This window comes from Plastoroseomonas arctica (assembly GCF_018128965.1).
GTDB lineage: Bacteria > Pseudomonadota > Alphaproteobacteria > Acetobacterales > Acetobacteraceae > Plastoroseomonas > Plastoroseomonas arctica.
This window is the reverse complement of record NZ_JAAEDH010000007.1, coordinates 66,219-77,949: the sequence shown is the minus strand read 5'-3', so window position 1 is coordinate 77,949 and position 11,731 is coordinate 66,219. Positions and strand designations below refer to the sequence as shown.

Annotated in this window: 10 protein-coding genes; 5 read left to right on the top strand and 5 right to left on the bottom strand. The window is 66.8% G+C overall.

The window, feature by feature from the left end:
• Nucleotides 1–124: 124 nt before the first annotated feature.
• From GXW79_RS08035 to GXW79_RS08025, 3 genes are read right to left on the bottom strand one after another with little or no spacing between them, the layout of a single operon-like run.
• Entirely contained in the window at nt 125–1,660 is a 1,536-nt protein-coding gene (locus GXW79_RS08035; RefSeq protein ID WP_211873856.1) for a SpoVR family protein, read from the bottom strand.
• Nucleotides 1,657–2,958 (bottom strand): YeaH/YhbH family protein, encoded by a 1,302-nt coding sequence (locus tag GXW79_RS08030; RefSeq protein ID WP_211873855.1) that lies wholly within the window; start codon nt 2,956–2,958, stop codon nt 1,657–1,659. The genes GXW79_RS08035 and GXW79_RS08030 overlap by 4 nt, the downstream gene beginning before the upstream one ends.
• 25 nt (nt 2,959–2,983) lie before the next feature.
• Nucleotides 2,984–4,930: a PrkA family serine protein kinase gene (locus GXW79_RS08025; protein WP_211873854.1), complete on the bottom strand. Its 1,947-nt coding sequence runs from the start codon at nt 4,928–4,930 to the stop codon at nt 2,984–2,986.
• Between the two features lie 290 nt (nt 4,931–5,220).
• On the opposite strand from GXW79_RS08025, the gene GXW79_RS08020 reads away from it, so the two are divergent.
• The 3 genes from GXW79_RS08020 to GXW79_RS08010 are packed head-to-tail and all read left to right on the top strand — an operon-like array spanning nt 5,221 to nt 8,759.
• Nucleotides 5,221–5,985: an SDR family oxidoreductase gene (locus GXW79_RS08020; RefSeq protein ID WP_211873853.1), complete on the top strand. Its 765-nt coding sequence runs from the start codon at nt 5,221–5,223 to the stop codon at nt 5,983–5,985.
• Between the two features lie 28 nt (nt 5,986–6,013).
• The gene (locus GXW79_RS08015) at nt 6,014–8,350 is read left to right on the top strand and encodes a xanthine dehydrogenase family protein molybdopterin-binding subunit (RefSeq protein ID WP_246503813.1); all 2,337 of its coding nucleotides are present in this window, start codon (nt 6,014–6,016) and stop codon (nt 8,348–8,350) included.
• Nucleotides 8,351–8,369: 19 nt separating this feature from the next.
• Nucleotides 8,370–8,759 (top strand): GFA family protein, encoded by a 390-nt coding sequence (locus tag GXW79_RS08010; RefSeq protein ID WP_246503824.1) that lies wholly within the window; start codon nt 8,370–8,372, stop codon nt 8,757–8,759.
• A gap of 16 nt (nt 8,760–8,775) precedes the next feature.
• Here the strand turns inward: GXW79_RS08010 and GXW79_RS08005 are convergent, their stop codons facing one another.
• Nucleotides 8,776–10,152, bottom strand: a complete 1,377-nt coding sequence (locus GXW79_RS08005; protein WP_211873851.1) for a carbohydrate porin — start codon at nt 10,150–10,152, stop codon at nt 8,776–8,778.
• Nucleotides 10,153–10,356: 204 nt separating this feature from the next.
• Here GXW79_RS08005 and GXW79_RS08000 point away from each other — a divergent pair, with 204 nt between their 5' ends.
• Together GXW79_RS08000 and GXW79_RS07995 are read left to right on the top strand one after the other, a co-directional pair.
• Nucleotides 10,357–11,064 carry an RraA family protein gene (locus tag GXW79_RS08000; protein ID WP_211873850.1) on the top strand — a complete coding sequence of 236 codons (708 nt, stop codon included), beginning with the start codon at nt 10,357–10,359 and terminating at the stop codon, nt 11,062–11,064.
• Nucleotides 11,064–11,525: a thioesterase family protein gene (locus GXW79_RS07995; protein WP_211873849.1), complete on the top strand. Its 462-nt coding sequence runs from the start codon at nt 11,064–11,066 to the stop codon at nt 11,523–11,525. Before GXW79_RS08000 ends, GXW79_RS07995 begins: the two co-directional genes overlap by 1 nt.
• Here the strand turns inward: GXW79_RS07995 and GXW79_RS07990 are convergent.
• Entirely contained in the window at nt 11,494–11,697 is a 204-nt protein-coding gene (locus GXW79_RS07990; RefSeq protein ID WP_211873848.1) for a DUF1192 domain-containing protein, read from the bottom strand. The genes GXW79_RS07995 and GXW79_RS07990 overlap by 32 nt on opposite strands.
• Nucleotides 11,698–11,731 lie beyond the last annotated feature (34 nt).

The window sequence follows — 11,731 nt, the reverse complement described above, 5'->3', positions numbered from 1 at the left end:
ACCGCGGCTCGCCTCCGGCGAGTACTCCTCACCAAACTCAAGACCAACAAATGGAGGTCGAGGATCGACACGATCCTCGCGGGCTTCGACGTATACGTCGAAGGGGGCAGAGCTCCTGGCCTTGCTACCCCCCCACAATCCCCGGCCGGGCCGCCGCGTGGTGTTCTTTCAGGATGCGGTCTTCGGTGGCGTCCACTTCCTTCAGCACCACGTCGTAGCCCCATAGATCGGCCAGGTGTTGCAGCACGGATTTGGCGTCCTCGGCGTGGAGCAGTTGGCGTTCCAACACGCGGTGGTGGAGGATGAGGCGCCGGTCGCCGGCGAGGTCAACATCCATCACCTGGATGTCAGGGTCCATGCGGCCGATATCGTATTGGCGGGCGAGCGCGCGGCGGAGGCGCCGGTAGCCGCGCTCGTCATGGATGGCGGCGACGCGCATGGCGTCCTCATCCTCGTCATCGGCCAGGTGGAACAGGCGCAGCTCGCGCATCAGCCGGGGCGAAAGGTATTGCGAGATGAAGCTTTCGTCGCGGAAGGCGGCCCAGCCTTCGCGGAGGATGCCCATGCCGTCGCCGCGGCCCGCGAAATCGGGGAACCAGTCGCGGTCTTCGGCGGTGGGCGTTTCGGCGATGCGGTGGATGTCGTTCATCATCGCGAAGCCGAGCGCGTAGGGGTTGAAGCCGCCGTAGCGCGGGTCGTCGTAGTTGGGCTGGAAGACGACGTTGGTGTGGCTTTGCAGGAACTCGAGGTAGTGGCCGTCGGTGATGCGACCCTGTTCGTGCAGGCGGGTGAGAATGCGGTGGTGGACGTAGGTGGCGCAGCCCTCGTTCATCACCTTGGTCTGGATCTGCGGGTAGAAATACTGCGAGACCTGGCGGACGATACGCAGGATTTCGCGCTGCCAGGGTGCCAGGCGCGGCGCTGATTTTTCCAGAAAGTAGAGGATGTTTTCCTGCGGCAGTTCGAGCAGCGCGCGGCGGCGTTCTTCCTCGGCGCGGCGCGCGGGCGTGCCGGCGGCGGGGATGGTGGCGCGCCAGACGTCGTTGTAGATCGCGGCCTCGTGCGCACGGCGTTCGCGGGCGCGCTTTTCCTCGGAAGCGAGGTCGGGCGCTCGGCGTCGCGGCGAGCGGAAGATGCCGTGGGATTGCAGCGCGTGCGCGGCGTCAAGCATGCGTTCGACGGCGGGGGCGCCGTAGCGGTCCTCGCATTCGGCGACGTAGCCGCGGGCGAATTCCAGGTAGTCGAGGATGCCATAGGCATCCGTCCATTGCCGGAACAGCGTGTTGTTCTTGAAGAAGTGGTTGTGCCCGAACGCCGCGTGCGCGATCACCAGCGTCTGCATCAGCGCCGTGTTCTCTTCCATGATGTAGGAGATGCAGGGCGAGGAGTTGATGACGATCTCATAGGCGAGGCCCTGGAAACCCTTGCGGTACAGGCCTTCGTGGCGCGCGAAGCGCTTGCCGAAGGACCAGTGCTTGTACAGCACCGGCATGCCGTTGGCGGCATAGGCATCGAGCATCTGTTCGGCGGAGATGACCTCGATGCGGTTGGGGTAGGTGTCGAGGCCGAGCTCCATGCGCGCGATTTCCTCGCAGGCGTCGTGAACGCGGCGGATGGTGTCGAAATCCCACTCCGCGCCCTTGAAGAGGGGGTCGCTCACGGGCTGGCCTCGGCGGTCGCGCCGCCCTTGCGGAACAGGTCGCGGAAGACCGGGTAGATGTCCTTGCGGTGGCGCACCTTGCGCATTGCGATCGGCAAGCCGTCGCCGCGTAGCGAGGTGTAGAGGCGCCACAGATCCGTCTCGCGCGGGATGAAGCCGATGGGGCCGTGGTCGCCTTCGCGGCCGACTTCGAGATAGGCGTAGTATTGGCAGGCAGGCAGGATGTCGGAGGCGAGCAGCCCCGCAGTCTTGTCGTTGTCCGACGCCGTGTTGTCGCCGTCGCTGGCTTGCGCGGCATAGATGTTCCAGTCCTCGGGGCTGAAACGCGCCTTGAGCACGCGCTGCATCTCGACGAGTGCGGTCGAGACGACGGTACCGCCGGTTTCGGGGCTGCGGAAGAAGGTCTCCTCATCGACCTCCTTCGCCTCGTGGGTGTGGCGGATGAAGACCACTTCCACATGCTTGTAGCGGCGCTTCAGGAAGACGTAGAGCAACAGGTAGAAGCGCTTCGCGAGGTCCTTCATGCCTTCGGTCATGGAGCCCGAGACATCCATTAGGCAGAACATCACTGCCTGGGCGATCGGGCGCGGCGCCGGCGCGAATTGCCGATAACGCACGTCGAGCGGGTCGATATAGGGGATGCGCAGGGCGCGGGTGCGCAGCCGCGCGATCTCGATGCGAAGAGCTTCCGCGCGTTCAACGGCGCCCGCCTCCTCGGCGAGGCGCGCTTGGTCCTCCAGCGCGTCGAAGGCTTCGGGCTTGGGGCGCTTGAGCGCGATGCGCCGTGACATCGCGTTGCGCATGGTGCGCGACAGCGCCAGGTTCGCCGGCGAGCCGGAGGAGGAGTAGCCCGCGCGCCGGAAGCCGGAGACCTCGCCCACCACCATGCGCTTCTTGGCGAGGTCGGGCAGCTCCAGGTCTTCGAGGAACAGGTCGAGGAATTCCTCCTGCGTCAACGCGAAGCGGAACTCATCCTCACCCGAGCCCTGGTCGTTTCCTTCGTTGCCTGACGCGCCCCCGCCTCCCTTGGGGCGTGGGATGCGGTCACCCTCGGCGAACTCCTTGTTGCCCGGCAGCACGTGTTCGCGATTGCCACCACCCGCGCGGCGCAACCCCGGTTCCTTGACGCCCGAGGCAGGGATCGAGACCTCTCCGCCGCGTTCCATGTCCTTCATGCCGCGGCCGGAGATGCTGTCGCGCACCGCGTCCTGGATCTGCTCCTTCGCGCGGCGGAGGAAACGCTGCCGGTTCGCGAGACTCTTGCCGCCGGGATTCCGGCGGCGATCAACGATGTGCATTGGCGCTGTTCCGGCTGTCTTCGTCTCAGCCCGATTGTTTCACACGCATGTACCATTCAACAAGGCGCCGCACCTGGCGTTCGGTGTAGCCGCGCGACGTCATTCGCTCCACAAATTCGGAGTGCTTGCGCTCGGTCTCGTTGTCCTTCTTCGACCCGAAGCTGATCACGGGGAGCAGCTCCTCCACCTGCGAGAACATGCGCCGTTCGATGACTTCGCGCAGCTTCTCGTAGCTGGTCCAGGATGGGTTGCGCCCGGAGTTTGCCGCTCGGGTGCGAAGGGCGAACTTCACCACCTCGTTGCGGAAATCCTTGGGGTTCGCGATGCCCGCGGGCTTCTCGATCTTGGTCAGCTCCTGGTTGAGCGCGTCGCGGTTGAGCAGCTGGCCGGTGTCGGGATCCTTGAAGTCCTGGTCCTCGATCCAGGCATCGGCGTAGTTCACGTAGCGGTCGAACAGGTTCTGGCCGTAGTCGTGGTAGCTCTCGAGGTAAGCCTTCTGGATCTCGTTGCCGATGAATTCCGCATAACGCGGCGCGAGCTCGCCCTTGATGAATTCGAGGTAGCGCTTCTCGGTCTCGTCGGCGAACTGCTCACGCCGGATCGCCTGTTCCAGCACGTACATCAGGTGGACCGGGTCGGCGGCGATCTCGTTGGTATCGTGGTTGAAGGTGGCGGCAAGCACCTTGAAGGCGAAGCGGGTGGAGATCCCGTCCATCCCCTCATCGCCGCCTGCGGCATCGCGGTATTCCTGCAAGGACCGCGCGCGCGGATCCGTCTCCTTCAGGCTTTCGCCGTCGTAGACGCGCATCTTCGCGAACAGCCCGCTGTTCTCGTGCTTGCGTAGGCGGGAGAGGACGGAGAAGCGGGCCAGCATCTCGAGCGTGCCGGGCGCGCAGGGGTTCTGCGCCAGCTCGCTGCCCTTGAGCAGCTTTTCGTAGATATGCTCTTCCTCGGTCACGCGCAGGCAGTAGGGCACCTTGATGACGTAGATGCGGTCGATGAAGGCTTCGTTGTTGCGGTTGTTGCGGAAGGCCTGCCACTCCGCCTCGTTCGAGTGGGCCATGATGATGCCCTGGAACGGAATGCCGCCGATATTCTCGGTACCGATGTAGCTGCCTTCCTGCGTCGCGGTCAGCAGCGGATGCAGCATCTTGATCGGCGCCTTGAACATCTCGACGAATTCGAGAATGCCCTGATTGGCGCGGTTCAACCCGCCCGAGAAGCTGTAGGCATCCGGGTCGTTCTGCGCGTGCAGCTCGAGCTTCCGGATGTCGACCTTGCCGACGAGCGAGGAGATGTCCTGGTTGTTCTCGTCGCCCGGTTCGGTCTTGGCGATGGCGATCTGACGCAGGCGCGAGGGGCTGAGCCGCACCACGCGGAAGCGGGAGATGTCGCCGCGGAACTCATCAAGGCGCTTGACCGCCCAAGGGCTCATGAAGCCCGTGAGGCGCCGCCGAGGAATGCCATAGCGATCCTCCAGCAGGGGGCCGAACTTCTCGGGGTCGAAGAGACCGAGCGGACTTTCGAAGCAGGGGCTGATCTCGTCGCCGGCCTTGAGCGCATAGACCGGGTGCACCTCGATCAGCGCCTTCAACCGTTCGGCGAGCGAGCTTTTACCGCCCCCAACCGGGCCGAGCAGGTAGACGATCTGCTTGCGTTCCTCGAGGCCCTGCGCCGCGTGGCGGAAGAAGCCCACAATGCGCTCGATTGTCTCCTCCATGCCGTAGAACTCGGCAAAGGCGGGGTAGCGGCGGATCGTGCGGTTGAGGAAGATGCGGCCGAGGAGCGGATCCTTGGCAGTGTCGATCAATTCCGGCTCGCCGATCGCGGCGAGGATGCGTTCGGGAGCGGTAGCGAACATCATCGGATCCTGCCGGCAACCTTGCAGGAAATCGTCGAGCGACATGTCGGCGTCGCGTCGCTGGTCGTAGCCTCGGGCATACTGGACGAAAACATCGTCGGACGGATGCATGCGATAGCTCCTCGCCAAAAATCCAGGCGTCTATTGACTACGCCCGCACGACCAGTTTCGTTTCTCCCCCTCGAGCCAAACTCTCTCAAACCATCGTGCAGGCTGCCGGCGTTCTGCCGGCGAGTGGACATTGTAGATCGGGCGCTGGTGTCAAATTCAAGGCTTTCCGTCGCGCCCTGATTCTTCGCCCCCCCACGTGGCCGGAAAGACGCTGTGGTTCATGCCGGATGGACAAGCGTCCCGCGTGGCGCGACATGTTGTGTCTGCATGACGCAAGTGGGGAGCATCCAATGAGCCAACAAGGATCAGGCCGAGTCGCGCTGGTGACCGGCGCCGGCCAGGGAATCGGGCGCGCCTGCGCACTGGGCCTGCTGCGCCACGGCTATGCGGTCGCCCTCGCCGGGCGGAAGATGGACACGCTGAGCGAGACGATCTCGCTCGCCGGCGACGCCGGCGGCAATGCCCTCGCCGTCGCGACCGACGTGGGCGACCCCACTGCCGTCACCGCCCTGTTCAAGGCCATCGGGGACCGCTTCGGCCGGCTGGACCTGGTCTTCAACAATGCCGGCACCAACGCTCCGGGCACCCTGTTCGAGGATCTCAGCTACGAGAAATGGGCCGAGGTCGTGCAGGTGAACCTCACCGGCACCTTCCTCATCGCCCAGGCGGCCTTCCGGATGATGAAGGAGCAGTCGCCGCAGGGCGGGCGCATCGTCAACAATGGCTCGATCTCCGCCCACGCCCCACGCCCGGACTCCGCGCCCTACACGGCGACCAAGCACGCGGTCACGGGGCTGACCAAATCGATCAGCCTCGACGGGCGCAAGTACGACATCTGCTGCGGGCAGATCGACATCGGCAATGCCGCCACGCCCATGACCCAGCGCATGCAGAAGGGCGTCAAGCAGGCCAATGGCGAGGTGAAGGTCGAGCCGACGATGGATGTGGAGGCGGTCTCGACCACGCTGCTCTACATGGACAGCCTGCCCAAGGACGCCCACGTGCAGTTCGTCACGGTGATGGCCGATAAAATGCCCTTCGTCGGCCGCGGCTGACCCCCGAACCCCTGAGCGGAGACCACCCATGGACGGCATGAACATGGACGGCATGGACAAGTTCGGCATCGGCCAGCCGGTGCGCCGCAAGGAGGATAAGCGCCTTCTGACCGGCGGCGGCACCTACACCGACGACATCAACCTGCCCGGCCAGGCCCATGCCGCCATTCTGCGCAGCCCGCATGCGCATGCGCGGATCCTTTCCATCGACACCACCGCGGCGGCCGCCATGCCGGGCGTCGTCGCCGTGCTGACAGGCAAGGAAGTGGCGGAGGACCAGCTTGGCCTGCTGCCGGTGCAGGTCGACGTGCCGGGTGTTGCGGGGACCAAGATGTTTGCCCCGCCGCGGCAGATCCTGCAGACCGAGTTTGTCCGCTTCGTGGGCGACCCGGTCGCGCTGATCATCGCCGAGACCCGCGCTGCCGCCATCGAGGCGATGGAAGCGGTGATGGTGGATTACGACATCCTGCCCTCGGTCACCGACACCGCCCGAGCGCTGGATGCCGATGCGACCGTGATCTGGCCGGAGAACGGCACCAATCTGTGCGTCCACTGGGATAGCGGTCGCGCCGCCGAGGCCGATGCCGGGATCGCCGCCGCCCAGACGGTGGTTTCCATCGACCTGATCCAGAACCGCCTGGTCGGCAACCCAATGGAGCCGCGGGTGGCCCTGGCCGAATGGGATGGCGAGCGCTTCACCCTGCACTCCCCGACGCAGGGCGTGATCCGGGTGCGCGAATCACTGGCGAAAATCGTGTTCAAGATGCCGCTGGAGAAGCTGCGGGTGATCAGCCCCGATGTCGGCGGCGGCTTTGGGCTGCGCGGCAAGCTGTTTCCGGAATCGGCGATGGTGCTGTGGGCGGCCCGCCGGCTCGGCCGCCCCGTGAAGTGGCGTGCCGACCGCGCCGAGACCTTCGTCTGCGATCCGCACGGCCGAGACCATGTGACCCATGCCGAGATGGGCTTCGACACCGCCGGCAGGATCACCGCGATGCGGGTGCGCACCACCGCGGCGATGGGCGCCTACCTGCTCGATTTCGGGCCGCGCATTCCCACACTGGCCGGTGGGCGCATCAACGGCACCGTCTACGACATCCAGGTGCTGAACGTGCAAGTGCGCTGCGTCTTCACCAACACGGTGTCCACCGACGCCTATCGCGGCGCCGGGCGCCCGGAGACGGCCTATGTGATCGAACGCCTGCTCGACCAGGGGGCGGCCAAGCTGGGCCTGGCGCGCGACGAGATCCGCAGGCGCAACTACATCAAGCCCGAGCAGATCCCCTACACCAACGCCGCCGGCAACCACATCGACAGCGGCCATTTCGCCGAAACCCAGGGGCTGGCCTTGGAACTGGCCGACTGGGCCGGCTTCCCGGCGCGCAAGGCGGAGGCGGCAGCGCGCGGGAAGCTGCGCGGCATTGGGCTGGGCTACTTCATCGAGGCCTCGGGCGGGCAGCCCTTCGAATGGGCGCGTGTGCACATTACCGCGGAGGGGCGCGCCAAGGTCCATGTCGGCACCTTCAGCCACGGCCAGGGGCATGAGACGGCCTTCGCGCAGGTGCTCTCCCAGACGCTGGGCTTTCCCTATGAGAGCATCGACCTGGTGCAGGGCGACACCGACCTGGTCGAGAATGGCGGCGGCACCGGGGGCTCGCGTTCCTCCCAGATGGGCGGCGTCGCGGTGAAGCGCGCCGGAGGGATGGTGCTGGAGAAGGCCAGGCGCATTGCGGCACACCTGCTGGAAGCGGGTGTGGCGGATATCGAGGCGGCGAATGGCCGCTTCACCATCGCCGGCACCGATCGCGCGATCGGATGGGCGCAGGTGATCGCTGCCTCGCTCGACCGAGCCAGGCTGCCGGCGGGCGAGACGCCGGGGCTCGATGAGCAGCTGGTCTACAAGCGCGACACCGAGTGCAACTTCCCCAACGGCGCCCATGTCGCCGAGGTGGAGGTGGACCCGGACACCGGCGTCGTCACGCTGGTGAACTACGCCGCCGTCGACGACGTCGGCGTGGTGATCAACCCCAAGCTGGTGCATGGGCAATGCCATGGCGGCATCGTCTCGGGCATCGGCCAGGCAATGCTGGAACACGCGGTCTATGACAGCGAAAGCGGCCAGTTCATGACCGCCACCTTCCAGGATTACTGCATGCCGCGCGCCGGTGACGCGCCGGACCTGAAGCTGGGCCTGAACGTGGTGCCGTGCCCGTCGAACGACCTCGGCGTGAAGGGCGCGGGGGAGGGCGGTGCCTGCGGCGCGCCGCCGGCGATCGTATCGGCGCTGTGTGACGCGTTGGACGTGGCGCATGTGGACATGCCGCTGACGCCGGAGCGGGTCTGGCGCGCGTTGCGCCGGTCAGCATAGGGAGGATGGCGGCTTGGCGATGTTCAGCGGAGGCTGCCTCTGCGGCGCATCGCGCTATGTCGCCGTTGGCGAGCCAATCAATGTGCGCGTCTGCCACTGTCGCGTATGCCAGCGGTCACTGGGTGCCGCGTTCAATGCCCGCGTGCTCATGCCGCTCGATGGCGTCACGATGACCGGTCCGCTCGGCCGCCGCACCTCCTCCCCTGAGCTTGTCCGGGGCTTCTGCACGGTTTGCGGGACCTCGTTGTTCACCGAGCGGGCAGGTGCGGGCGTCATTGGCCTGACCTGCGGTAGCCTGGATTCGCCCGCCGATTTCCGGCCGACCGAGCATGTCTGGACATCGAGCAAGCAGGCCTGGCTAGTGCTCGATGACGGGCTGCCGCAACACCCTGAGGGCGCACCCGCGTGAAATTCGTCGGTCTGACTCAGACCGCCAGCCGCGCCCGCACCGCGAATACCGAGACCGGCCCGCGATCCGCATTGTAGGCCGGGTTCACCAGCAGCTGGTAGCCGAGTGAGAAGTTCACTCCAGGTGCGACGCGGATGTCGTAGTAGAGCTCCGTCGCCACCTCCGGCGAATACCGCAGCCGCCCGTCGCCGGTGATGAAGCCGATCCCGCCCGCGGCGAGATAGCGGCGATGTGCGCCGCTGAGCCAGCCGACGTTTGTTGCCAGCCCCACCGTGTCGTCTGCCCGGCCCCAGCGCGCGCCGCGCAGCGACAGGCCGAGCGAGACCGCGCGGTCCATCTCGGTGAACATCCAACTCTGGCTGCGCCCGTCATTCCAGGACAGCCGTCCGAACATGCCGAGATCCTCGCTCAGCGCCTGTTCGAAATTCAGCAGCAAATTGTGCTTCACGCGGTAATTGCGGACCGCTTCGGAGGCGGCCTCGTCGAAATTCACCGCGATCAGGTCGCGGTAATTGGCCGAGTTGGTGCGCGAGGCGCCGTAGAGCAGGCGCACCGCGCCGGGCCGGTCGTCGATGCGCCAGAAGCGGTCGAGCTGGACCAGCGCCTGGAAGCCGCGCCCCGGCGTCGCGTCCAGGGCGAGGCCGTTCTGGTCGCGCGCGACCTGCAGCGCGCCCAGCCGCACGCCCCAAACCCCGTCATCGTATTCAACGGCTAGGCCATTGGTGTAGCCGCGCGCATCGGCGGCGAAGTCGAAGGCGCCGGCGCCGACGAGGGCCCAGTTCTGGAACTGCGTGCGCGGGTCATGGGCGTAGCGGTTGTCGTCGAAGATGTCCCAGATGCTGAACTTGCCCGCCGTGATGGTCAGCCGCTCGCGGGGCAGGGGGCCGGCGAAGCGGAAGGGGTCGTCGTCGGCCTCCTCCATGGTGGTTCCCAGCGCGATGGTCTGGCGGAAGAAGGCACGCGGCACATAGCCCTTGATGTCCTCGCTGCCGAGCCGGAAGGCTTCGGCATTGGGGAAGGCCGCGGCACCGCGCGCGTTGGAGAAGCCGAAGCCGCGGCTGATCTGCCCGTCGATGATGATCTCGGCCCCCGACCAGAGCCGGCGCCCGATCACCAGGTCGGCGGAGAAGGTGTTCGCCTGCACCGCGCCGGGCGCCATGCTGGAGGGGCCTTCGTAGCGGGAGCGAAAGCCCGGGTGGAACTGCCCGATGAATGTGGCCGAACCACGCAGCAGCCAGCCCGCTGCCTCCAGGCGCACGCGGCTCGCCTCGAGTTCGGGGAACAGCGCTTCGGGCGGTGCGGCGGCTTCCTGGGCGCGGGGGGCGACGGCCACCGCCGCGAGCATGGCGCCACCGAGCAGCAGCCGGGCGAGAAGGGTGGTGGTGCGACGCATGGCGGGGCCTCGGTCAGTGGTTTAGCGTTCCTGCGACTCAGTCGCAGCTAGAAACCTTAGCATCGGCTAAAGTCATCACGGCACTGCCCCGCTGTCCATGGCGGTTGCGTGAATACCGCATCGGCGCGTGCGAGAGGGGCTCATCCCAGGTTTGACCCCCGCCGCGGCCTGGCCGATCCTGCCGAAAACCCGAGGAACCGCGCCATGACCAGCTTCCCTTTCGACGCCGCCGACCTCAAGGCGCTCTGCGCCTGGGACACGCCCACCATCTGCAACGCGCTCGAGGTCACCAACCCCGAGCGCCGCGGTTTTGGGTTCACGGTGCGGCAATTTGCGATTGCCGACGTGACGCTGCCGCCGATCTGCGGCCTCGCCCGGGTGGGGACCATCCGCGCCGCCGCCCCGTCCGGCCGGACGAAGGAAGAAGATCGCGCGGTGCGGCTGGGCTGGTACGAATATGTCGGCGATGCCGCGCTGCCGACGGTGGTGGTACTCGAGGACCTCGACCCCACGCCCGGCATCGGCGCCTTCTGGGGCGAGGTGAACAGCAATGTCCACAAGGGCCTCGGCGCGCTGGGTTGTGTCACCTCGGGGTCCATCCGTGATCTCGACATGCTGGCGCCGGGCTTCCAGCTCATCGCGGGCAGCATCAACCCCTCCCATGCGCATGTGCACAATGTTGCCTTCGGCGCGCCGGTCAACGTCCACGGCATGGCGGTCGCAACCGACGACGTGGTCCATGCCGACCGCCATGGTGCTGTGGTCATCCCGGCAGACAGCGTGAAGAAGATCCCCGGCGTGATCGACCTGCTGACCCGCAAGGAGGCGGTGGTTCTCGCCATGGCGCGCTCGGAGGGCTTCTCCGCCGCGATGCTGCGCGAGGCGTTCCGCCAGGCAGACGACATCCATTGATGCCTCTGGCCCATGTGAAGCCCGAATGGGTCGACCACTACGGGCACATGAACCTGGCCTACTACCTGGTCGTCTTCGACCTTGCGACCGACGTGGTCTGGCCAGGCCTGGGCCTGGGTCCGGCGTTCCGCGCGCGCGGGCTCGGCACCTTCGCCGCCGAAAGCTGGCAGGGCTACACGCGCGAGGTGGTCGAGGGCGCGCCGCTCGCCTGCACGACCGAGGTCCTCGCCCATGACGCCAAGCGTCTGCTGCTCCGGCACGTCATGGTGCACGCCGAGGAAGGCTGGCAGGTCGCGGAGAACGAGGTGCTTTACCTTTGCGTCGACCTCGCGCGGCGTCGCGTCGCGGAATGGCCGGCCGACGTGGCGGCACGGTTCGCTGCCGCGGCGACCGGGGGTACCGGCAAGCGGGTCGCGCTGCCGGTGCGGGTCAGTCCTCCGGCGGAGCCTTCGGCAGGTTGAAGAAGCCGGCGGCGGCTTTTTGGCTGCCCTCCCGCGCCAGGATCACCGCCTCGGCGCGGGCGATGTCGGCACGCAACGCCGCGATATGGTCGCGCAGGTCGGCCACCGACCAGCCGTTGAAGTCCGGCGGCACGAAACCGTTGGCCGGGCGCGGCCTGTCGTCGTTTTCCATGGGTATCTCCTCTCTGGGGCTTTGACCGCCCCCC

What these genes read in the sequence shown, in the direction of transcription:
- GXW79_RS08005 (WP_211873851.1), bottom strand. Translation starts at nt 10,152, where the DNA reads ATGCGTCGCACCACCACCCTTCTCGCCCGGCTGCTGCTCGGTGGCGCC.
- GXW79_RS08000 (WP_211873850.1), top strand. Translation starts at nt 10,357, where the DNA reads ATGACCAGCTTCCCTTTCGACGCCGCCGACCTCAAGGCGCTCTGCGCC.
- GXW79_RS08020 (WP_211873853.1), top strand. Translation starts at nt 5,221, where the DNA reads ATGAGCCAACAAGGATCAGGCCGAGTCGCGCTGGTGACCGGCGCCGGC.
- GXW79_RS08025 (WP_211873854.1), bottom strand. Translation starts at nt 4,930, where the DNA reads ATGCATCCGTCCGACGATGTTTTCGTCCAGTATGCCCGAGGCTACGAC.
- GXW79_RS08015 (WP_246503813.1), top strand. Translation starts at nt 6,014, where the DNA reads ATGGACGGCATGAACATGGACGGCATGGACAAGTTCGGCATCGGCCAG.
- GXW79_RS07990 (WP_211873848.1), bottom strand. Translation starts at nt 11,697, where the DNA reads ATGGAAAACGACGACAGGCCGCGCCCGGCCAACGGTTTCGTGCCGCCG.
- GXW79_RS08030 (WP_211873855.1), bottom strand. Translation starts at nt 2,958, where the DNA reads ATGCACATCGTTGATCGCCGCCGGAATCCCGGCGGCAAGAGTCTCGCG.
- GXW79_RS07995 (WP_211873849.1), top strand. Translation starts at nt 11,064, where the DNA reads ATGCCTCTGGCCCATGTGAAGCCCGAATGGGTCGACCACTACGGGCAC.
- GXW79_RS08010 (WP_246503824.1), top strand. Translation starts at nt 8,370, where the DNA reads ATGTTCAGCGGAGGCTGCCTCTGCGGCGCATCGCGCTATGTCGCCGTT.